The 21,452-nt window shown below is 65.7% G+C and carries 22 protein-coding genes and 1 riboswitch; of the genes, 6 read left to right on the forward strand and 16 right to left on the reverse strand.

Annotated features, from left to right (window positions below; all coding sequences use genetic code 11):
* Positions 1-6 precede the first annotated feature (6 nt).
* From thrS to FB478_RS03060, 3 genes are all read right to left on the reverse strand, one after another.
* Entirely contained in the window at positions 7-2,016 is a 2,010-nt protein-coding gene (gene thrS / locus FB478_RS03050; RefSeq protein ID WP_056390502.1) for a threonine--tRNA ligase, read from the reverse strand.
* A 115-nt stretch (positions 2,017-2,131) separates the two neighbouring features.
* Positions 2,132-5,623 (reverse strand): DNA polymerase III subunit alpha, encoded by a 3,492-nt coding sequence (locus tag FB478_RS03055; RefSeq protein WP_144599777.1) that lies wholly within the window; start codon positions 5,621-5,623, stop codon positions 2,132-2,134.
* Positions 5,624-5,642: 19 nt separating this feature from the next.
* A complete protein-coding gene (locus FB478_RS03060) occupies positions 5,643-5,993 on the reverse strand; it encodes a DUF6504 family protein (protein ID WP_018769351.1) in 351 nt (116 codons plus the stop codon).
* 132 nt (positions 5,994-6,125) lie between these two features.
* Between FB478_RS03060 and FB478_RS03065 the strand changes: the two genes are divergently transcribed.
* The gene (locus tag FB478_RS03065; RefSeq protein ID WP_018769352.1) at positions 6,126-6,515 is read left to right on the forward strand and encodes a hypothetical protein; all 390 of its coding nucleotides are present in this window, start codon (positions 6,126-6,128) and stop codon (positions 6,513-6,515) included.
* 27 nt (positions 6,516-6,542) lie between these two features.
* Here FB478_RS03065 and FB478_RS03070 read toward each other — a convergent pair whose 3' ends face one another.
* The gene (locus FB478_RS03070; protein ID WP_043424939.1) at positions 6,543-6,866 is read right to left on the reverse strand and encodes a chorismate mutase; all 324 of its coding nucleotides are present in this window, start codon (positions 6,864-6,866) and stop codon (positions 6,543-6,545) included.
* A gap of 16 nt (positions 6,867-6,882) precedes the next feature.
* On the opposite strand from FB478_RS03070, the gene FB478_RS03075 reads away from it, so the two are divergent.
* Entirely contained in the window at positions 6,883-7,305 is a 423-nt protein-coding gene (locus tag FB478_RS03075; RefSeq protein ID WP_018769354.1) for a VOC family protein, read from the forward strand.
* A gap of 95 nt (positions 7,306-7,400) precedes the next feature.
* Here the strand turns inward: FB478_RS03075 and FB478_RS03080 are convergent, their stop codons facing one another.
* Positions 7,401-8,162 (reverse strand): SOS response-associated peptidase, encoded by a 762-nt coding sequence (locus FB478_RS03080; protein WP_082581718.1) that lies wholly within the window; start codon positions 8,160-8,162, stop codon positions 7,401-7,403.
* 132 nt (positions 8,163-8,294) lie between these two features.
* Between FB478_RS03080 and FB478_RS03085 the strand changes: the two genes are divergently transcribed.
* On the forward strand, positions 8,295-8,552 hold the full coding sequence (locus FB478_RS03085) for a mycoredoxin (protein WP_018769356.1): 258 nt from the start codon (positions 8,295-8,297) through the stop codon (positions 8,550-8,552).
* Positions 8,553-8,591: 39 nt separating this feature from the next.
* On the opposite strand, the gene FB478_RS03090 is transcribed toward FB478_RS03085, so the two are convergent.
* From FB478_RS03090 to FB478_RS03105, 4 genes are all read right to left on the reverse strand, one after another.
* Positions 8,592-9,341, reverse strand: a complete 750-nt coding sequence (locus FB478_RS03090) for a lipoyl protein ligase domain-containing protein (RefSeq protein WP_144599778.1) — start codon at positions 9,339-9,341, stop codon at positions 8,592-8,594.
* Positions 9,342-9,409: 68 nt separating this feature from the next.
* Positions 9,410-11,122, reverse strand: coding sequence for an AarF/ABC1/UbiB kinase family protein (locus FB478_RS03095; protein ID WP_186447718.1), 1,713 nt, complete (start codon positions 11,120-11,122; stop codon positions 9,410-9,412).
* Positions 11,123-11,126: 4 nt separating this feature from the next.
* On the reverse strand, positions 11,127-11,669 hold the full coding sequence (locus FB478_RS03100; protein WP_018769359.1) for a PadR family transcriptional regulator: 543 nt from the start codon (positions 11,667-11,669) through the stop codon (positions 11,127-11,129).
* 140 nt (positions 11,670-11,809) lie between these two features.
* Positions 11,810-12,613 (reverse strand): thioesterase family protein, encoded by an 804-nt coding sequence (locus FB478_RS03105; protein WP_018769360.1) that lies wholly within the window; start codon positions 12,611-12,613, stop codon positions 11,810-11,812.
* Positions 12,614-12,768: 155 nt separating this feature from the next.
* On the opposite strand from FB478_RS03105, the gene FB478_RS03110 reads away from it, so the two are divergent.
* Positions 12,769-13,446, forward strand: coding sequence for an endonuclease/exonuclease/phosphatase family protein (locus FB478_RS03110; protein WP_018769361.1), 678 nt, complete (start codon positions 12,769-12,771; stop codon positions 13,444-13,446).
* 4 nt (positions 13,447-13,450) lie between these two features.
* On the opposite strand, the gene FB478_RS03115 is transcribed toward FB478_RS03110, so the two are convergent.
* The 3 genes from FB478_RS03115 to FB478_RS03125 all read right to left on the reverse strand — a co-directional run bounded on the left by FB478_RS03115 (position 13,451) and on the right by FB478_RS03125 (position 16,592).
* Positions 13,451-15,232: a glycosyltransferase gene (locus FB478_RS03115; protein WP_144599779.1), complete on the reverse strand. Its 1,782-nt coding sequence runs from the start codon at positions 15,230-15,232 to the stop codon at positions 13,451-13,453.
* Positions 15,233-15,789: 557 nt separating this feature from the next.
* Entirely contained in the window at positions 15,790-16,305 is a 516-nt protein-coding gene (locus FB478_RS03120; RefSeq protein WP_144599780.1) for an NUDIX domain-containing protein, read from the reverse strand.
* Between the two features lie 95 nt (positions 16,306-16,400).
* Entirely contained in the window at positions 16,401-16,592 is a 192-nt protein-coding gene (locus FB478_RS03125; protein WP_026265782.1) for a DUF1918 domain-containing protein, read from the reverse strand.
* A gap of 73 nt (positions 16,593-16,665) precedes the next feature.
* On the opposite strand from FB478_RS03125, the gene FB478_RS03130 reads away from it, so the two are divergent.
* Positions 16,666-17,172: a metallophosphoesterase gene (locus FB478_RS03130; RefSeq protein ID WP_018769365.1), complete on the forward strand. Its 507-nt coding sequence runs from the start codon at positions 16,666-16,668 to the stop codon at positions 17,170-17,172.
* Positions 17,173-17,328: 156 nt separating this feature from the next.
* The gene (locus tag FB478_RS03135) at positions 17,329-18,222 is read left to right on the forward strand and encodes a glucose 1-dehydrogenase (RefSeq protein WP_056390519.1); all 894 of its coding nucleotides are present in this window, start codon (positions 17,329-17,331) and stop codon (positions 18,220-18,222) included.
* Between the two features lie 36 nt (positions 18,223-18,258).
* On the opposite strand, the gene FB478_RS03140 is transcribed toward FB478_RS03135, so the two are convergent.
* The 4 genes from FB478_RS03140 to FB478_RS03155 are packed head-to-tail and all read right to left on the reverse strand — an operon-like array spanning position 18,259 to position 21,021.
* Positions 18,259-18,705, reverse strand: coding sequence for a DUF1810 domain-containing protein (locus tag FB478_RS03140; protein WP_043424958.1), 447 nt, complete (start codon positions 18,703-18,705; stop codon positions 18,259-18,261).
* A gap of 25 nt (positions 18,706-18,730) precedes the next feature.
* Entirely contained in the window at positions 18,731-19,261 is a 531-nt protein-coding gene (locus tag FB478_RS03145) for a DNA alkylation repair protein (RefSeq protein ID WP_144599781.1), read from the reverse strand.
* Positions 19,258-19,617 (reverse strand): TraR/DksA C4-type zinc finger protein, encoded by a 360-nt coding sequence (locus FB478_RS03150; protein WP_018769369.1) that lies wholly within the window; start codon positions 19,615-19,617, stop codon positions 19,258-19,260. The genes FB478_RS03145 and FB478_RS03150 overlap by 4 nt, the downstream gene beginning before the upstream one ends.
* 21 nt (positions 19,618-19,638) lie before the next feature.
* The gene (locus FB478_RS03155) at positions 19,639-21,021 is read right to left on the reverse strand and encodes a lytic transglycosylase domain-containing protein (protein ID WP_144599782.1); all 1,383 of its coding nucleotides are present in this window, start codon (positions 21,019-21,021) and stop codon (positions 19,639-19,641) included.
* A 260-nt stretch (positions 21,022-21,281) separates the two neighbouring features.
* Positions 21,282-21,452: riboswitch (cyclic di-AMP (ydaO/yuaA leader) on the forward strand.

Raw genomic sequence — 21,452 nt, forward strand, 5'->3', positions numbered from 1 at the left:
CGTTCGCTAGCTGGTCCGGTTGCGGACGGCGTCGGTGATCCGCTTGACCGCTTCCGACACGGGCACGCCGTTGTCCTGGCTGCCGTCGCGGAAACGGAAGGAAACGGCGCCGGCCTCCGCGTCGTCGCCGCCGGCGATCAGCACGAACGGGATCTTGTCCTTGCTGGCGGTGCGGATCTTCTTGGGGAACCGGTCCGAGGACGTATCCACCTCGGCGCGGATGCCCTCGGCCTTAAGCTGGTCGACGACGTCGAACATGTACTCGTTGAACGCCTCCGCCACGGGGATGCCCACCACCTGGACCGGAGCCAGCCAGGCGGGGAACGCGCCGGCGTAGTGCTCGGTGAGGACGCCCATGAACCGCTCCACCGAGCCGAAGAGCGCACGGTGGATCATCACCGGCCGCTGCCGGCTGCCATCGGCGGCCTGGAATTCCAGTTCGAAGCGTTCGGGCAGGTTGAAGTCCAGCTGGATGGTGGACATCTGCCAGGTGCGGCCCAGTGCATCCTTGGCCTGCACGGAAATCTTGGGGCCGTAGAACGCCGCTCCGCCCGGATCGGGCACCAGCTCCAGCCCGGACTCCTGGGCCACCTCGGCAAGGGTTCTGGTGGCTTCCTCCCAGGTGGCGTCGTCGCCCACGTACTTTTCCGGGTCCTTGGTGGACAGCTCCAGGTAGAAGTCGTTCAGGCCGTAGTCCTTGAGCAGGTCCAGGACAAAGGTCAGGGTCTTGGTGAGTTCGTCCTTCATCTGCTCGCGGGTGCAGTAGATGTGGGCGTCGTCCTGTGTCATTCCACGGACGCGGGTGAGGCCGTGGACCACGCCGGATTTCTCGTAGCGGTAGACCGATCCGAATTCAAACAGCCGGAGGGGCAGTTCACGGTAGGACCGGCCGCGGGAGCGGAAGATGAGGTTGTGCATGGGGCAGTTCATCGGCTTCAGGTAGTAGTCCTGGCCGGGCTTGCGCACGGTGCCGTCCTCGTTGAGTTCGGCGTCCACGTGCATGGCGGGGAACATGCCGTCCTTGTACCAGTCCAGGTGGCCGGAGACCTCGTAGAGGTGGCCCTTGGTGATGTGGGGGGTGTAGACGAACTCGTAGCCGGCCTCGACGTGGCGCTGGCGGGAGTAGTCCTCCATCTCCTTGCGGATGATGCCGCCCTTGGGGTGGAAGACGGGCAGCCCGGAGCCCAGTTCGTCCGGGAAGGAGAAGAGGTCGAGTTCCGAGCCGAGCTTGCGGTGGTCGCGGCGTTCGGCCTCGGCAATGCGCTCCTGGTATGCCTTCAGCGCTTCCTTGGTGGGCCACGCGGTTCCGTAGATGCGCTGCAGCTGCTGGTTTTTCTGGTTGCCCAGCCAGTACGCCGACGACGAACGGGTCAGCGCGAAGGCGTTGGAGATCATCTTGGTGTTGGGCAGGTGCGGGCCGCGGCAGAGGTCACACCAGACGGTGGTGCCTTCCTTGCGCTCCACGTTGTCGTAGATGGTGATGTCACCGGCGCCGACCTCGACGTTCACGCCCTCGCCTGCCTCGGCAGCGTCGTTCTTCTTGCCGAGCAGTTCGATCTTGTAGGGCTCGTTCTTCATGGCTTCGCGGGCCTCGTCCTCGCTGACCACGCGGCGGACGAATTTCTGGTTCTGGTTGACGATCTTGAGCATCATCTTTTCGAGGGTCTTGAGATCCTCGGGGGTGAAAGGCTCGGCGACGTCGAAATCGAAGTAGAAACCGTCGGTGATGTAGGGGCCAATGCCGAGTTTGGCGTCGGGGCGCAGCTGCTGCACTGCCTGTGCCATCACGTGGGCGGTGGAGTGGCGCAGGACGTTCAGGCCGTCGGGCGAATCAATGGTTACGCCTTCCACCTCGGCGCCTTCGGGCAGTTCCTGGTCCAGGTCCTTCAGCTCGCCGTTGACGCGGGCCACAACAACATCACGGCGCTCAAAGAAGAGTTCCGCACCGGTTGTCCCGGTAGTCACCTTGGTCTCTTCGCCATCGACGAGAAGGGTGATCTGCTGGGCATCTGACACGGGTGTCTCCTATTCAAAGTTGAGGCTTCATAGCTTGTGGCATACGGGGACCACAGCCAGCCACCGTCAATGCTATCGGTTCCGGTTGAGCCCACCAACGCGGCGCACAGCACGCTCACCCGTTAAAGCCGGTAATCGCCAGCGTCCTGCTGATGCCGTCCAGGGGATGCGGGCCGTCCTGGGCAGCCGCAGGCGAGGACTCCGGGAAGGGCAGCGTCTCGGTGCGGCTGAGGTCCCAGGCCATGCTTGCGCTCAGGCTGATCCCCCGGGGGCCGGTCCTTCGGGTGGTGCCGCGGATCAGCAGCAGGCGGGTGCCGAACAGGAGTGGCCCTGCACTTTCCTGGGCTTCGTGGAAGAAGACCGAATCAACGCAGCCGGTGCCGTCGTCGATGCTGATGAACACCACCCTTCGTCCGCCGCGCATGGGAGGGGTCTGGGTTGCCACCCGCACCCCGGCCACCAGCACTTCGGTCCCGTTGCGCAGGCTGAGGAGTTTATCGGCTGTGGTGACACCCAGCTTTTCCAGCAGGGGACGGTGGCTTTCCATCAGATGGGTGCTGACATCGACGGCCATGAGGTCCAGTTCCGCCCGGACGTTTTCCACCAGCGTGGGGGCTGGAAGCCCGGGCTTGATGTTGCGCAGTTCAATATCGCCCAAGGGTAGGGACAGCTGTCCCTCCAGGATGTCGGCGCCTTTGCGCGCGCCAGTGGCCGACTGGAGCTGCTGCAGGTGCTGCACCAGGTCGGCCCGGTTGGCTGTTCCCCCGGCTTCCCGGTGCAGGGCATCAAAGGCTCCCAGCTGGGCGAGCCGCCTGATGCTTGGCTTGCTGAGCCGCGAGCGCGCGCGGAGGTCTGCCAGTGAGTCATATGGCTGGCCTGCCACTATCCGCTTCAATTCGGCTGCGGACAGCCCGTAGATCCCGTTCAGGCTGAGCCGGATCCCCAGCCTGCCGGCGTCCTGGCCGGACTCGATCCGCTCCACCCGGTATTCAGCTTTGCTCCGGTTGATGTCCAGCGGAAGGATGGGTATCCCGAGCCTGCGGGCTTCGGCCACCAGCAGCCGTTTGGGATACATCCCGGGGTCGTGCTCCCATAAGCCGGCAAGGAAGGCTTCCGGGTGGTGTGTCTTAAGCCAGGCGGACTGGTAGGTGGGGACGGCGAAGGCAGCACCGTGGGCTTTGCAGAAGCCGAAACTGGCGAACGACTTCAATGTCCCCCATACCTTGTCCACTACTTCGGGGGTGTATCCCCTGGTTTTTGCATTGCGCCGGAAGTATTCCTCCACCCTGGCTTCACCGTCGTCGCTGCTCAGCGCCCTGCGGAACTCGTCGGCTTTGGCAAGCCCGCAGCCGGTCATGATGTCGAGGGTTTTCAGGATCTGTTCGTGGAACACCGTGACCCCATGGGTTTCCTGCAGCACCGGTTTAAGGTCCGGGTGGGGGTAGACCTCAGGGGCGAACCCGTGCCGGTGTTCCAGGAAGGGCCGCACCATGTCGGATTTCATGGGGCCGGGACGGAACAGTGAAATATCGATGATGAGGTCGTTGAACTCCCGGGGTGCCATCTTTCCAATCAGCTCCCGCTGCCCCGGGGATTCAATCTGGAAGCAGCCAAGGGTGTGCGTGCTCCTGATCAGCTGGTATGTCGGTTCGTCGTCGAGGGGAACGGCGTTGAGGTCGATCCGGCCGTCCCCGGCGATGTAGTCAGGGCCTGTTCCGTCAGGTCCTGCCGGGTGCCTTCCTGCCTCCACCACGTCCTTCTTGCTGGGGTGGATGCGGATGATCTCCCGGACTGCGAAGGCCATGGCGCTTTGCATGCGCACCCCCAGGACATCGAGTTTGAGCATGCCCATGGGGTCCATGTCGTGCTTGTCGAACTGGCTCATGGGCAGCCCCAGGCCGCTTGGCTGGACCGGGGTGCGGTCCAGGAGTGTGGCATCGCCCAGGATCACTCCGCACGGGTGCATGGAGATGTGGCGGGGCAGCCGGTCCAGGCGTTCGGTCAGGTCCACCAGGAGGTCAAGCTGCTGGTTCCCGTCCGTGTCGCGCTGCTCCACCCGGCCAGCGAACTCCCGGAGTTCGGGCTTTTCCTGCAGTGCTTCACGGAACTTCCGGGCGGAGAAGCGCCACAACTGCTTGGCGATCTCCCCCACCTCGCCGTCGTCCATGCCCAGCGCCAGCCCGGCGTCGCGAACCGCCCCCCGGGCCCGGTACCCGTTCTGCATGCTCATCAGGGTGACGCGCTCCGGGCCGAACCGGTCAAAAATCCTGTGGTACACGTTGTGGCGTTCCGCGCTTTCCACATCGATGTCAATGTCAGGGAGGGTGGCCCGGTCGTTGGAAAGGAAACGTTCAAAGATCAGGTCATGCTGGAGGGGATTCACATGGCTGACCTCGATCAGGTAGTTGACCAGGCTTGAGGCTCCTGAGCCCCTGGCGGCCGCCCGGACCCCCATGTCCTGGATCATGCGGGATACCTCCGCCACCGTCAGGAAATAGGCGGAGAAACCCAGGTTCCGGATGATGCCAAGCTCATGCTCCAGCCGGGACAGCATCTCCTGTTCGGGTTTTCCTGAGATCCCCGGGAAACGCCTGCCGATTCCCGCATGGCAGCGCTGGATCAGTTCGGCGTGCGGATCCTGGCTGATCCCAATAACCGATGCTTCCGGAACCACTGGCTGCTTCCACCCCATATCGGTGCTGGGGTCGATCCGGCAGAGGTCGGCGAGCGCCTCTGTTTGCGCCATCAGCTGTTTGAGGTCTGCTGCACCGTAACCGGCAGCGGAAATGATTTCCTTTCCCAGTCCCAGCATTTGTTCGGAGGTTTTCAGCCAGCCCTGCCCGGTGGGCTGCAGGAGCGGTTCACCTGCAAGTTCCGGAAGGGACTTCAGGGTCCGGGCAGAATCCAGGACGTCGGCGGTTGGTGCGCCGTCTGCGGCACAGTACCTGACGGCGTTGGTGAGGATGGCGGGTACGTGGTGTTCCTCTGCGAGCCTGAGCATGCGGACTGCATGTGCGGTGCTGAAGGGAGTCCCCGGAGCGCTGAGCTGGGAGACAATTTCCGCCACGACCGTTCCAGCGGGCATGGCATCCAGCCATTGCTTGAACAGGGTCCGTGGACGCAGGTAGCGCCGGCCACCCATGGCCCGTCCGACGTCGGAATCCGGTCCAATCAGGACGGTCAGCACCGGCTTGAGGGTCTGGGGGTCAAGGGTGCGGGAGGCGAGTTCGGCACGGGTGACCGCGGCGGGCACCGCTCCCCCGGCTTTCCCCGAGGTCCTGGCGTGGGCATCGGAAACCAGCCGGCACAGCGCACGGTACCCGGCACCGTTGTTGTGGCCGCGGGCCAGCACCACCACCCTGCCGGATACCTGTGTGCGGTGATCGCCGTCGTCGTCAAATACTGCAAGGTCCACCCCCACTATGGGGTCGATGCCCGCCGCCATGCAGGCCTTGAGGTGCTTGATGGTGCCGTACAGCCCGTCCCGGTCGGTGCAGGCAAGGGCCGTTGCGCCGTCGGCTGCGGCCGCCATTGCCAGCTCTTCAGGCCAGGAGACACCGTAGTGGGCACTAAATGCCGTGGAAACGTGGAGGTGGGTAAAGCTCATGGTGATGGGAGGTGGGGATTCATGCGGTTTTGGGGCGAAGGCCGTCATGGATCCGCAGCAGCCGCCAACGGCCACTGCGGATATGGCGGGTCAGGTCAAGGGTGAGGGGTTCGGCAACGGCAGGTTCTCCTGGCCCCATCGGGCGGGACGCCACTTTGGCAGGCAGTACCTGGACCCGCCAGATTTCGTGGTCCACCACGCCCGGTCCGCTTCCCAGCGGAGCCCGGGTATCCTCTGCCCACCATTGCCGGCGTTCATACCAGCGGACAGGTTCGGCACAGACGATGTATGACGTTCCTGCCCACGTCAGGGATTCCGGCTGCCCGGAAGCGGAGCACACCACGTCAACGGACTCGCTGAACATGCCCACGTGCGCCTCCCTGCAGCTGCAGATTTTGACCCTTATTCGAATATGTATTCGAACGAATCCAGTCTACGCCGGGGAGGCAGCAAAACATAGGCGGGGGTGGACGGAGCGTGCGGCAGGGAGCAGGATGATGGCATGAGTACCGATGACGCACTCCTGAAGCAGGCAAGCATCAAGACCCAGGACTCCACCCTGGTTGCACGGTTCGACATCGACGGCACCATTCCGGACTCCGGGGCCTATGTGGTGGGCCTGATGGGAGCCTCGCCGGATTATTCCATGCAACGACGGCTGTGCATTGAGTTCATGAACGGGGAGGCAATCGCCTGCTACTCGTTCAACCGGGACCAGGGAATCGAGGAAGACTACGACCTGTCGGGAGTGTCCCACTCGGACAACAGCATTACCGGGAGCTTTCCCGCGACGGCCTTGACCGGGCTGGGGCAGGGCCATGTCCTGTCAGCCTTCAGTGAGGCGGACGGCCGGGAGTTCCAGCACGGGGTGCCGGTGGAGGAAGCCCTTTAGGGCTCCTCCGCCAGCCCCCGGAACAGGTCAGCTGTTTTCTTTGTGGATCCGCAGTTCAAGTTCAATAAACGCGGAGATCATCGCCCGGTAGGTTGCTTCGACGATGTCCGGATCGATGTCCTTTTTCTCTGCGGCGGACCGGACGTGCTCGATGATCCGCTCCACCCGGCCCGGGGCACGCACCTCTGCGTCATCACCCTTGAGGGTCCCGGCGATCCTGATCAGCCGTTCGCGGCGGGCAATGAGGGTGACAATCTGTTCATCCACCTCATCAACGGCAACCCGAACGGCAGCGAGCTGTTCCTTGTCGGCCCGGGCATCCCTATCGTTTCCTTGAATTGTCGCCATCATCTGACAGTATCGAAGCATGGAGCCAAGAGTCGACTTTATCTCCCTCGGAGTCCGCAATGTTCAGGCATCCCGCGACTTCTACGTTGATGGCCTTGGCTGGCCGGTCCACCGTGAGGTTGCCGGGGAAGTGCTGTTCATCCAGGTGAACCACGGCCTGGTGCTGTCCCTGTGGGACGTCCGCCAAATGCAGGCCGAAGCGGGCACCAGCCCTCCCGCCGGCATCCCCTGCATCACCCTCAGCCACAACGTCGCCGGTCCCGGGGACGTGGACAGGGTCATGGAAGAGGCCGCGGAGGCCGGCGCTGACATCATTGCCGAGCCGGTCACCCAGCCGTGGGGCGGCTACACGGGCTATTTTGCCGACCCCGACGGGTTCCGCTGGGAAGTGGCGTACAACCCCACCTGGGCAGTGGACGACGCCGGCAGGGTCACCGTCTGATCCCCGGCCTCACCATGAGGTGCGGCTGCTGGAGCTGGGCTGAAAAACAGGGCTGGGAAAACAGGCCGCTAGAACAGGGCGCTGGAACAGGGCAGCTAGAACAGGGCTTCGACCGGGCGGATCAGTTCGGGGCCGTTGTTGCGGACATTGCCCACTTCCTTGCCCACCGACTCCACCCGCCAGTCGGCCGCGGCATTCTTGACGCCGGACCGCACCAGGTCCACGAGTCCGGCGGCGTCATCCGCCTGCGGATCCAGCCATGCCTCCATGGTGTCCCTGTCCATGGGCAGGGGGACGCGGTCGTGCAGCTCCGTCAGCTTCCCGAAGATGGTGGATTCAGACCCCGGCGGAGGCGTGTCTGCCGTGAGGATGGACGTTGAGAGCAGCCAGCGGCCCGGATCCCCTTCGGGAACGGAGGGGTCCTTCCACCACTCGTAGAGGCCGGCGAAGACCAGCCCGTGGTCCGTGCCCGGGTGCACGTAGTAGGGCTGCTTCGACTTCCCAGGTCCCTGCTTCCATTCGTAGTAGCCATCGGCCGGGACCGCGCAGCGGCGGGACTGGACTGCCTTCCGGAACGCCGGCTTCTCCAGCACCGATTCGCTCCGGGCGTTGATCATGCGGGAACCGATTCCGGGGTCCTTGGCCCAGGACGGGACCATGCCCCAGCGTGCCACGTGCAGCTGGCGCACCTGCCGGGGCGCGGCACTGTCATCCACCAGGCGCTCCAGCACGATGGGGACGGCATCGGTGGGTGCCACGTTCCACGACGGCGGGATGCTCACCTCGCTCTCCAGCTCGGCATCGAACTCAGCCAGCAGGTCCCCCACGGCGCGTGCCATTACGTAGCGTCCACACATGGCACCAGCTTGCCACCGGCCGCCACAAACTGTCATCCGGCGCCGTTTCAGGCGTCAGGCACCGGGGAATACCGGCAGCCACGCTACGGTTGACGGTAAGGAAACCTTTCAAGCGACGTATAGGAGATCCCTGTGGACTTCACTCCCGAATCCGGCACCATCACCATGTTCTCCACCACCTGGTGCGGCTACTGCAACCGGCTCAAGAAGCAGCTGGACGCGCAGGGCATCGGCTACACGGAAGTCAACATCGAAGAGGTGGACGGCACTGCCGAACTCGTGGAGCAGCTGAACGGGGGCAACCGTACGGTTCCCACAGTGCTTTTCCCGGACGGCTCCGCAGCCACCAACCCGTCTGCTGCCGAGGTCAAGAGCCGGCTGGCTGCCTGACCGGCCCAAGACGCGGCATCGCCGCAACTTTAGTGCGGGTCATGCCCCCAGGCTGCTGAAGGAAGCAGTTTCCAGGGTGGCATGGCTCGCATATGTTTTCAGCAGGGACCGCTCAACGGCTGCCACGTCAAGGCCGGGCACCAGGTCGTTGGCGGCACCGGCGGTTGCCGGGTCCCAGTTCAGGCCGAGCGCGGCATAGCTGTCGGTGAGGACCTTGCGGATCGGGGCGGAATCCTCCACCACGATGACGGAGCTGAAGAGCCAGCCACCCGAGACCACACGCTGCGCGGTACCCACCAGTTTCACCCGCCGGGAGTTGTCCGCTGGATCCGTTCCATGCACGCTGAATTCACCGGGACAGTACTCGCCTGGGATTTCCCCCACCGCCGCCTGCACCCCAACGCCCCGCAGCGCCTGCGCAAAGAGCTCACCGAAGTAACCGAACCTGGTTTTGGAACCGGCGACGGCGTCCGCGTCCGGTTCGATATGGTCCACCACAAGGGTGCCACGGTGGTAGGCGGCCGCGCGTCCCCCCGCCCGCCGGACCAGGGGTTCGAAGCCGTTGTCCCGGCAGGCACGGGCGGCGGCGTCAAAGCCGGGCAGGCGGGTGTCCCGCTGCCCGAACGCCACAGTGGGAGCCGGCCGGTACAGCCGCAGGGTGGGGCCGATGCCGCCGCTCCTTGCCCTGGCCAGCAGCTCCAGGCCGAATTCAAGGTCACGGCCCGCGCCGAGGGACACGTCCTGCCGCACCACGGTAAGCGTGCGGAGTCCAGTACCGGTGTGGTGCATTGTTGCGAAACTCCTGGGTCGGGTGCGGGCAGGCCATCCCTAGGTTACGCCCGACGGCGGCAACCGCCTTAACGAACCCGGCGCCCGGCCCACAGTGCGTGCAGCAGCGGAAGGGACGACGCAGCCATCAGCGCGTTCCCGGCCGCCAGGTCGTCGGCGCGGACGATGGCGCCGGCCACCAGCAGGGCAGCGAAAACCACGGCGGAGGCCGCGCGCCGTCCCGCCCGTTCCAGCCGCGCCGCCTGCCGCTCCAGCCGCGGAACAGCCACCTCCAGCGACCCCTCCTCAAGCCGGCCGGCCAGCGCGTCCAGCCTGCCGGGCAGGCGCAAGGCAATACCGGCGGCATCGAGCGCCTGCCGGGCCACGTCCTGCACCACGTTGCCGCGCTCGTCGCGCAGCAGCTGCGCCGCGTAGGGTTCCACCGAGTCCCAGAGGTTGAAACGTTCATCCAGCGCGCTGCACACACCGGAGGTCAGGGACATGGCTCGAATGATCAGCAGGAAATTCTCCGGCAGCTGGAACGGCAGCGAGCGGACCACGTCGCCGAACTCCACCGCGAAATCCCGGAACTCCCGGGGGTCGACTTCGCGGAGCTCGGCAAAGCCCATGCCGCCGAAGCGGGCAAAGAGCTGGGTCATGGCGCGTTCCAGGCCCACGCTGTCCGCCGACGGCATCAGGACGCCGACGTCGTTGATCGCCGCCACGAGTCCCTTGCCGTCGCGGGCGGCTGCTGCGATCAGGAGCTTCCGCAGGCCGCTGCGCGTGGAGGGGGTAACCTCGCCCATCATGCCGAAGTCAATGAACGTCAGTTTCCAGGGGCGTTCGCCTGCGCCTGCACGGACGGGAGTGACGAAAATGTTCCCAGGGTGCGGGTCCGCATGGAAGAAGCCGTTGGTGAACAGCTGGTCGAACATGATGGCGGCAAACACCGGGGCCACCGTGGCGGGATCGATGCCCGCGGCACGGAGCGCACGGGCATCGGTGATCTTGATGGCCGTGACATCCTCAAGGGTGAGTACACGGCGGGTTGTCCGTTCCCAGACAACTTCCGGTACCGCCACCCGGTCATCACCGGCAAAGTCAGCCGCAAAGCGCTCGGCGTTGACTGCCTCCTGCAGGTAATCAATCTCCTGCAGGCTGATCATGGCGAATTCCTCTACCAGGGCCCGCATGTCGGCGCGGCGGGAGACGAGCCGGACGTGGCTGAGCCAGCCGGCCACTTTCCGCAGCGCGGCAAGGTCGACGTCGACGATGGCGCCGATGCCCGGACGCTGAACTTTCAGGACCACGGCATCCAGTCCAGTGTCCCCGGCATCCATCGGGTTCAGGCGGGCCCGGTGGGCCTGTCCCAGCGAGGCGGCTGCAATCGGAGACTCGTCCACGGAGGCGAAAACCTGGTCCGGCGGTGCACCCAGTTCATGTCCCGCCAGGGCGGCGATTCCCGGGAAGGCCACCGGCGGCACCTCGTCCTGCAGCCCTTCGAGCTCTTTGGTGATCTCCGGAGGTAGGACGTCGAGCCGGGAGGACAGGAACTGGCCCACCTTGATCATCAGGCCCCCGAGTTCCACGGCCAGATCATGGAACCGCCGGGCAAACTGCCGCATCCTCCGGGAGCGCGTCCGGGCGGCGACGCCACCAAGCCCTATCCGCGGCAGGAACAGCTCAAACCACCACGTGGTTGCAAGGTTCCAGGCGGCGAAGCGCAGGATCCGCCGGTAGCGCCCGCGGTGCTGCCTCAACGGGCGCTGCGGGTCGTCCCTGGCATGGAGGATCGACGACACCCGATCAGTCCCGGGCGAGGATGGCGTAGAGCCGGCGGCGGGCCTCGTCCAGCACCGCCACTGCCTGCTGCACCTGTTCCGCTGAACCGGTTCGGCCTACCTGCGCCGCAGCCTGGGCCAGTTCAATCCCGGCCTTGGGAAGGGAAGCGATGCCGCCTCCGCCCATGGAGGCCGCCGGATCCCATGGCGCAGATCCCCGCTGGGCCGCCACCTCCTCACGGCCGGCTTCGGTCAGCGAGTAGATCTTCCGCCCGTTGGATTCCTCGGCGCTGATGGACCCTTCATCGGCCAGCAGCTGCAGCGTGGGGTAGACAGAACCCGCGCTCGGTTTCCAGCTGCCGCCGCTGCGCTCCTCGATCTCCCGGATGATCTGGTACCCATGCATGGGCCGTTCCGCGAGCAGTGCCAGCACCGCTGCCCGCACCTCTCCCTTCCCGGCGCGGGTTCCCACCCGTTTGTCGAAACGGGCGCGCAATTCCTCCACGGCCTGCCACATGCCGTCCAGATTGTTTCCGCCGAATCCCCCTGTGGGGTGTGAAGCACGCATGATGAACTCCTTTGCCGATCGCGAACGATATACAACGATACTCAGCGATATACGCCGCGCACCATACCAGGAGCAAGGATGCTGCCCGCGGACACCCAGCAGCCGGCCACCGCCCGCGTACTGTCAGGACGTGCGCAGGGTCAGGATTTGCGCAGGGTCAGGATTTGTTCAGCGCGGCCGAACGGGCCCTGCCGGTCGTGCAGCACGGTGGAGGTCAGCCCGATCCCGTCGCGGCCGAACGACACCGCGTTGTCCAGCCCCAGCCACTCCCCCTCGGGCCTGCGGTACATGTGGATCTGCAGGTCCAGGTTGGGGAACGCATAGCTGTCCTTGCCCGGAGGTACCCGGGCGGCAATGCCGTTGGCGGTATCCACCAGACCCATGAGCCGCGGGAAGTCACCGCTGTCCGCCCGGTCGGTCAGCGGATGATCGGTGCGGAGCCATACTTTCCCGGCGCCCGGCCGGTGCCCTTCGGCCACCCGCATTTCGAGGGACCGGATGTAGCCTCCGGGCCACACGGCGGAGCCGTCATAGGGTTTGCATTCATCGGGCCCCGGTATCGCCGCGTCCTCGACGGCGGCCACCCCTGCGGTGTCACTGGTCTGCAGGCGCCAGCCGGTGGCACGGATCGCGGTCCGGCCCCCGGCCACCAGCTCGGCCTGGACCAGTTCGATGGTCCTGCCGGGCCGCAGGGTGGTGGTGTCAATGCGGAACTCGCCGCCGGGAATCAGCCCAAGGATTTCGTAGCTGATCCGGGCCATCCGCATGTCCCCGCGCGGCTGATGCCGTTCCAGGACATCTGCCATCAACCCGGAAGCGGGAGCCATGTGCTGTTCGTGGGCGTTCCAGGCGCCCTGGGCGTGGATGGTGGACCGGAACAGGCCGCCGCCAAGGTCCTGGTAGTAGAAGTTGCCCCCGGCGAGTTCGGACAGGTCTGCAGTCAAGGCTGGCCCCTTACGGAATTTCAGTGAATTGGCACTAACTCTATCCTCCTGCCGTGGAAGGCACGCTGCGGCAAGGCCACGAAATGTTGGAGGGTGCGGGTGCCAATCGGACTAGACTCAGGAACTGGTCCTGTCAGCAACCCAAAAGAGGTTCCATGCGCGTCATCAGCTATAACCTCCGCAAGCACAAGGCCAGCGGCGAGCTTCTTGCCCTGGCACGGAACCATGACATCGATGCGCTGTGCCTCCAGGAAGTGGATTCCAGCGATCTTCCGGAGACCCTTGGTCCCCTGCACCTGGCCGACGTCACCAAGGGCAACCGGCTGGGGCTGGCCATCTATTACCGCACCACCCGGTTCACGGCTTTGGACACGCAATCCTTCGCCTTAAAGAAATCCATGCATGACCGGGTGCTGGCCCCGGCCCATGAGCGGCTCATCGGAACACGGGTGATGGACAACGAAACCCAGCATGAACTGGTGATCGGCTCGTTCCACGCAGCCCCGCTGACCGCATCGAACTCGCTGCGCAGGAAGCAGATCCACGCAGCCCACGCCGAACTGCTGAGCATGGGCAAGGGGTTGATGACCCTGATGGTGGGCGACTTCAACTATCCGTTCTTCACCAAGAACCTGGACATGCATATGAAGAACTCGGGGTACGCCCTCTCGCTGAGCAACAGGCGGACCTACACCAGGTACAAGGTGTTCAAGGGTCATTTCGACTTTGCCACGTCCCTGGGCCTGGACATCACCAGCGTGGAAACCCTGCCGCGCGGAAACTCCGATCACCTGCCCATCCTGGTGACCGCCGAGTACGGCGAGGGCTACTAAAGGATCAGGGCGACGGCAACCGGTAGATTCGGGCGTCGGCGTTACTGAATATGAGCTCCACGCCTCCTTGGGCCTTTAGCCAGTCTTCCAATTCCTTGGAGTTGCGTTCGGTGCTCTGGCCCTGGAGCTCGAGGCTTGCCTCTGTTGACCGCATGAGCAGCACGAAGGCGCCGGCAGGGTTGTGCCGGCCGTAGTTATAGAAGATTGGGCCGCAGCTCGCTGCTGACAAGTCCCGCCGGCACAACTCGTCCATGGTCCGGTACCGGTGTTCCAGGTAGGCATCGCTGCGCCATGGTGTGGGGTGGGCAGCGGAAATAATGGCCGCTCCGTGAGGCGCGATCCGCTCCACTTCGGCCACGGCGGCCATCTCACTGTCGGTGAAGATGTCGAACTTCGTATTCCCGAACCTGCTGGTCTCGATCAACAAGGTCAGCAGCAGGAAGGTGGGCACGAGGGCCAACACGGCCAGGAAAGGAAGGCGCGTGCCGCCCTCCCTTGGCAGCAGGGCCGAGGACGCCTGCAGGGCGACGAAGGGCAGCGCGAACAGGGAGACGCGGATGAGCATTTCCCCGCCGTATGACTGCATCGGGAACAGCAGGAGCGGGGTGACTGCAAGCAGGACCACCCGGATGTCAAGCCGCTTCCTACGCCAGTCCCGTACCGCCCCTGCCGCCGCGAGGACCCACAGCACGAGGGTCAGGACCATTCGGACTTTCACGACGAGGGAATGGCCCGGGGTCCCGGTGACGCGGTCAACGACATTAGCCGCAACCGCACCCTGGAATCCTGCGTCCTCAAGGGGCGGGTGTCCAATGAGATAGGCACTTGCCGGGTAAACCAGCCAGAGTACAAGCACCACAGCAGTGATCAGCGGCAGCCGGCTGGACCAGAGACGCCCACTGAGGCTGAGGGCGGTCATGGCAATGAGCATCATGAAGGGCGTCAGCTGATGGCTTGCACAGATCACAGCGACAAGCAGGAGGGCCACCACGAAAGCGCTCACCCGGTGCTGCGGCCTTTGCTCCCAGGGGGACCGGCCCCGCCACCAAACCGCCAGGTCGGCGGGCCGGAAGCCACGGAAAGTGCCGGGGTTCGCGGCCAATGGTCCGACGAGCAGGGCGATCAGGATGAGGTACAGGAAGAAAGCGAAGGCCTGCGGGGACAGATAGTCCTGATCCTGCCAGTTTCCCAGGCAAAAAAGCCAGAGCACCAGCCAACGCCGTCGCGGATCAGCGGTCAAGGTCCGGGCAAGCACTGCCAGGGCCATGAGCCACAGCCCAACGTCGAACACAGGAGCCCACAGGGCTATGCTCACCGGTTGGAGGCCGGATGCCTTGATGACCGTGGCCAGGAGGGCAAAGAAACCCGGCCAGTTGAAGTACGCGTCAATGTCAGGATCTATGACCTGCGTGCTTGATAGTGCGTCGGCAATGCCCAAATGCCTGAACGCTACTTCGCCCCGCGGTATGTCGGTCACAAACGCTGCGGTCCCAAACAGCTCCACAACCAGCACTGCGAGGAGCCACACCATCACTGCGCGGCCCGCCGGGCCCCGGGCGTCCCCCCGCAGCGCCGCGATGAAGGTGAGATTGATCAGCACGAGCCCTATCCAGTACGGATAGGGCAGGACGGCAACGAGCCCGAGGTCGCTGTTGACGGGCAGGTCCACGGTGGAGGCCGCCCCTGCGGCGAGCACCAGCGATACGACACCTGCCAGTGCGAAGACCACATCGCGGGGCCGCAGGCGCCCACCGTTGCGTCCGGGGGCATCGAGCACGGCGGTCATGGTGTCTCCTGCCTGGGGCGCCAGGGCATGACGGGGATCCTGGGGCCGGCTGCCCCGAAGCCGGGCGAAGGCACTACCGGCGGCGGAGCGCGGCATCTTGGTCCTCACGCTGCCCGGGTACCGGGAGAACGCGCTCCCGCGCCGCATGCGCCACCATGCCGAAGAATGCAGGATATTGATGTCGCTGTGTAGTGGCAGGGATCTGGACCCCCGCAGGAGTCCGGCCCGGCAGTAAGCCTGGCTGTGACGTGGCACCCGGTGACAGGAGAGGAATGGACAACTGGCTCACCAACCTTGCTTCGTGGCTGGGATGTAGATTCAGCCAACCGGAGATGGCCCCAAAAATGGGACACGTCAGGGCTAATACGGTGGTTGTCCGGTTTACCTGCCCAGAGATCAAGCAGCCCCGACTTCGCCGTAGCTTGGAGCATAACGGCCTGCACATGCGGGCAGCACCAGTAACGGGTACCTAATTTCGCGCCAGGGATACCTACACACGCCCGCAGGGCAGCCCGGTCCGTCAGTCCAACTTCCAGGGTGGGCAGTCCAGGAAAGGCTTAGCAGGGATCCTGGGTGTCCAGCCGCGCCAGCAGGTCCGGCCACGACGCCGCGAATCCGGGGTGCAGCTCCAGTGCGTCCACCTCGGCTGTGGGAATCCAGAGCAGTGCGATGCTTTCGGGATCGCTGATGACGGGCTCGAAGGATTCCCGCACCAGCACCACCACGGTGGTGTAGGACCAGTAGCCGTGGTCCAGCACGGAGGTGAACAGCACTTCCACGCTCTCCGGCGGGACGGCAGCTTCCTCGTAGGCTTCGCGGAGGGCACCGTCGACCGGTTCCTCGCCCTGGTGCAGTGCCCCGCCGGGCAGGCCCCAAGTTCCACCGTTGTGGCTCCAGACGGCGCGGTGCTGCAGCAGCACACCTTTGCCGGGGTCGTAGGCCAGGACGCCGGCCGCGCCGAACCTGCCCCAGTACCGGCCGCGTTCCCCCTCCACCCATGCGTCGCCCGGGTCGCGCGGGCCGGTGCGCGGCGGCGGAGTGGAGGACGTGCTGGCGGACGGAAAGAGATCCATCGCTCCAGTCTGACAGGTGAAGCACCCGCAGGTGAAGCACCGGCGGGCCAGGCGGTGGGGCGGGTCAGGGGGCGGGCGGAATCCCGCCGGCCCCGTCAGGTCTTGTTTCCGTGGTCGACGGCGAAATCACCGCCGGGATACATGACGGTTTCATGCCCGTCGTCAAAGCGGACCACATATGGTGGGCTGCCGCCCTCGCCACGGACTTCAAGAATCACCCCATGCCGGTCCGAGGACCCCACGGTCCTGCCGTGCACGACAATACGGTCGCCTTGGGCTGCCTCCATGGCAATCACCTCCCAGCCCCCAGATTACGACTCGTGGCCGCGTGGGAACAGGGCACCATGGCAGGATTCCGGTATGCCGTTGAACCTCATCCTGCTCGCCGATACCCACATACCCAAACGCGCCAGGGACCTGCCGGAACAGGTGTGGTCCGCCGTCGAAAATGCCGATGCCGTATTCCACGCGGGCGACTGGGTGGAGGCAGCCCTGCTGGACGAATTCGAACGCCGGAGCAACCGGCTGCTGGGTGTTTTTGGCAATAACGATGGGCCCGAATTGCGCCGGCGCCTGCCCGAAACGGCAACTGCCAACCTGGACGGAGTCCGCTTTGCGGTGGTCCATGAGACGGGGCCGGCCAAGGGCCGCGAAGTGCGGTGCGATGCGCTCTTTCCCGACGCCGATGTCCTGGTGTTCGGCCACAGCCACATCCCGTGGGACACGGTGTCGCCGAACGGCCTGCGGCTGCTGAACCCCGGGTCGCCCACGGACCGCCGCCGCCAGCCGGCGTGCACGTTCATGGAGGCCACGGTCGACGGCGGTCAGTTGGCCGAGGTCCGGCTGGTCACGGTCCAGCGTGACTGACCCGCCGCGCCGCTTGGCATGAGGCGGCCTCTCTGCCTAGGCTAGGAACCGTAAGCATGCTTAGCTTTTTGCCTTCCTGTAACGGTGCAAATCGCGGGCTGCTTCAGTACCCGGGGCGACGAACCAGCCCGTGTCCGCACGACCAGGAGGACCACCATGACTGACCAGTACACCTTCCGCAATCCCGTGACGGCCTACGAAAAAATCTCCCCGCCCAGGCAGCACCAGCCCGAGCCGGGGCTGGATGCAGAACTCGAACCCAAGGCCGACCTGGGCGAGGAGACCTACCGCGGCACCGGCCGGCTGGAAGGCCGCCGGGCCATCGTCACCGGCGCGGACTCCGGCATCGGGGCCGCGACGGCGATCGCCTTTGCAAGGGAAGGCGCCGACGTCGTGCTGTCCTACCTGCCGCAGGAAGAAGCGGACGCCTCGCGCATCGCCGGAATCATTGAAGCGGCCGGCCGCAAGGCCGTCAAGGTGCCCGCTGACCTCAAGGATTCGGCGGCATGCCGCGACCTGGTGGAAACGGCGGTGGCGGTCCTGGGCGGGGTGGATATCCTGGTCAACAATGCCGGGAAGCAGGTGGCCCAAGAGGACCTGCAGGACATTTCCGACGAGCAGTTCGACCACACCCTGAAGACCAATGTCTACGCGATGTTCTGGGTGACCAAGGCCGCCGTGCCGCATATGCCTGCGGGTTCGACCATCATCAACACCACGTCCATCCAGGCCTACAACCCGTCCCCCACCCTGGTGGACTATGCCACCACCAAGGCGGGCATCAACAACTTCACCAAGGGCCTGGCCCAGCAGCTTGCGCCCAAGGGCATCCGGGTGAACGCTGTGGCCCCCGGCCCCATCTGGACGCCCCTGCAGGTCAGCAGCGGCCAGCCCAAGGAGCAGCTGCCGGAGTTCGGCCAGTCCACGCCCCTGGGCCGTGCCGGCCAGCCCGCCGAACTGGCCCCCGCCTACGTCTTCCTGGCGTCGCCGGAGTCCAGCTACGTCGTGGGCGAAACGCTGAACGTCAACGGCGGCAGCCCCACGCCCTAGCAGCCAGCCGCGCTCCGGCTGCCCCGGTCCGTGTGGTCAGCCGGCTGCGTCCTGCGCCGCCAGGAGCTCGTCGGTGGCAGGGTCCGGCTCGCCGTTGAAGAACTGGGCCAGGACAGTCTTGAACACTGTTTCTCCGGGTGCTGCCCGGAGGAACAGTGTCATGGAGGAGCGGAGTTTCCTGGCGTCGATGCCACCGAAGATGTCCTCGGCCGGCTGGTCGGCATGGTTGGCCAGGACCGTGGCACACTCGAGAAGCCGCGGGCCCAGGACTTCGTGGTCCAGGTAGGCCCGGGCTTCAGCCAGTGAAGAGATGGCGTATTTACGTGACATGGCGCTCTGCCCCAGCCCGGCAATCTGCGGGAAGATGAACCACATCCAGTGCCCGGACTTCCGGCCGACCTGCAGCTCCCCCAACGCCTGGTCATAGGTTCCGCCGGTGTTTTGGGCGGCAACAAATCGCCCAAGATCAAACGGCTCATTCATGTGGATCTCCTTCATTCGTCCGCTTTTAGAAAGTCAGTTCCTTCATGAGGGCAGCGGCCGCCGCCTGAAGATGGGCGTCCGGGTCCCCGCTCCACCGTTCCACCACACCGCGGGCCCGCTGCCGTTCACGCTCCCCCAGCCCTGCCAGCAGCGGCATCAGGACATCGGAGAGCAGGGGCGCGGTCAGATCCGCTGCGTGGGCGTAGCGGAGGAAGCCTTCCAGCCGGGTCAGGTCCGAATGCTGCAGGAGCCGCACCCGTGACTGCAGCAGCACCACGGCGGCAAGGCGGCGCTCGAAAACCGGGCGGGAGCCGGGCCCCGGCTGTCCCCAGAGGGCAGAGGCCAGCATCACGGTTGCGTCGTGGTCCAGGTCCTTGAATTTGCGCAGGGCGTCGCGCACGGTTCCACGGACGGCGCCCACGGAGGAACCATACGAGGCCAGCACACCGCCCAGGCGGTGTGCGACGTCGTCCGCGCGGTACCAGGCGCCCTCATTCTGGAGGGTACGGTCAACAAATTCCGCCGCAGCGGACACCACGTCCGCTGTGCCGGTCACCGCGCGCGCCCCGCGGAGGCGTGGTGGATGCAGAACGGGGTCCAGGGCCGGGCTTCCAGCCTGCCCTCGGCGATGGGTTCCCCGCACACCGCACAGATGCCATAGGTCCCCGCGGCCAGCCGGGCCAGGGCAGCTTCAATCTGGTCCAGCCCCGCCGAGCTTTGTTTCAGCAGCGCCGATGCCTGTGACAGCTCGAAGGCGATCGTGGCGCCCTCCGGATCGTGTTCGTCGTCGACGTTGGAGTCCTGGCGGGCCGAATTCGCAGCGTCGATGTCCGCCCGCAGCGCCGGCAGCAGCGCCATCCGCCGCGTCCGCTCCTCTTCGAGCAGTGCACGGAACCGTTCGAAATCTGGCATGGGGAAAGCCTAGCGCGTCAGTCAGTACCAGTTCAGGGATACGGAATGGTTCCATGCCCCGCAGGGCGACCCGTAGCGGTCACGGATGTAGCCCAGGCCCCATTCGATCTGCGTCCGGTAGCTGGTCAGCCAGTCGCTCCCGGCGCTGGCATACTTGCCGGGCGGCAGTGCCTGGGCAATTCCGTAGGCCCCGGACCACGCGTTGGTGGCGGTGGTCAGCCAGTTGGATTCCTTGGTCCACAACTGGGCCAGGCACAGGAACTGGTCCTGGCCCCAGCCGAAAGCGGCAAGGCGTCCGGACGCGTAGCTTTTCGCCCCTGCCGGATCGTTGACCGCTCCACCGGGAATGGAAGGCACGACGACGGCGGGCGGGCTGGGCAGGGCCGGCTCGGCTGGCGGCGCCTCCGGAACGGAAGGGACAGGGTTGGCCGGCGGAGGGTTGGCCGGCGGAGGGTTGGCCGGGACAGGATTGGCAGGGGCTGGATTCACCGGGACAGGATTGCCGCCCACGGCGGCTGGGGCGGCTGGTGCGGGCGGCCTGGGCTGCTGGGCGGCCGCCGCGGCGGCCCTGGCGGCCGCTTCGGCCTGGCGGCGGGCCTGCTCCTCCGCTGCGGCGCGCTTGGCCGCCTGGGCCGCCTCGTAGGCAGCCAGCGCAGCCTGGCCTTGGCGGTACTCCCCCTCAAGCGCCGCCGTCGTCCCTTTCAGGGCGGCAAGCTGGGCCGTTAGCTCGCCGCCGTGCCGCTGCTCCTCGGCCACCTGCTGTGCCAGTGCGTCCCTGGCGGAACTGGCTGCCCCGGCTTTTGCCTTTGCCTCCCCGGACAGGCGCTCCCGTTCGCTCCTGGCAACCTTTTCCTGCTCCACCAGGGCAGCGGATACCTTTCCGGCCGCCGCCGCCTTGACCACCAACGCGGCCGTCTTGTCCCCCACGAGCTTGACGAGGTTGAGGCCCTGGACGCTGTTGGTCCCCAGGGCGTCCAGCGCCACGAAGAACCCGGCGTTGGTCCCGCCTGTCTTGTACGACTGCACGGCCAGGGCGCCGAGGTCCTTCCGGTACCGGGCCACTTCGTCGTTTGCGCGGGCGGCCCGTGCGGACAGGGTTTCCAGGCGTGATGTGGCTGACTGGAGCTCTGCATCCGCGGCAGCGTATTCGGCGGCCGACCGTACGGCTGCGTCCCCGGCTGCCTCCGACTGCGCCTGCAGGCCGGTCAAGAGCCCGTCGATGGTGGCAATTTCTGCAGCTTTTGCCGCTTCGGACGACTGCGCCTGCTGCACATCCGACCAGGAGGGATATCCGCCGGGCGGCGGCTCCTCCGCTGCGGCCGGCAGCACGGTGGCGGCGGCCAGGGCGATGGCCAGCACGCCACCGAGGAGCGGGATCCCTCGGCTGGTCACGAACAGGGGCATAGTCCCGAAGCTTACCGTCCGGCGCGGCCCCCGAGGGCGCGTCCGTGGCCACATTGTTACCGTTTGCAGCGATAAAGACCCTGCCTGCATTGGTCGAGGTCACCGCCCGAAATGCGAAGTACATCAAGACGTTTGCGCAATTGAGAGGGCAGCCTCGTATGTTATCCAAATGTGACAATCGGGGGCAGCGCGGGTTATGGTCGTTTGGTGTCCCTCTCAGACGGGACATTCCCGTCAGCATGCCGAGCCCTGCCGCTGATCATGGGATTCAACCGCTTTCCGTTTGGCAGGGACGGGGGAACCAAGTTTCTACGGCCACATGTGGCCTTGGGGTTAAGTCGTTAGCGCCTCCGCCCGCGGAGCCAGCTACCGGCCGGGTATCTCCAGCCCGAACCCGACAGCTCACCCCGCAGGCATGGGAGAGGCGATCA

This window comes from Arthrobacter sp. AG367 (assembly GCF_007828995.1).
Classification (GTDB): domain Bacteria; phylum Actinomycetota; class Actinomycetes; order Actinomycetales; family Micrococcaceae; genus Arthrobacter.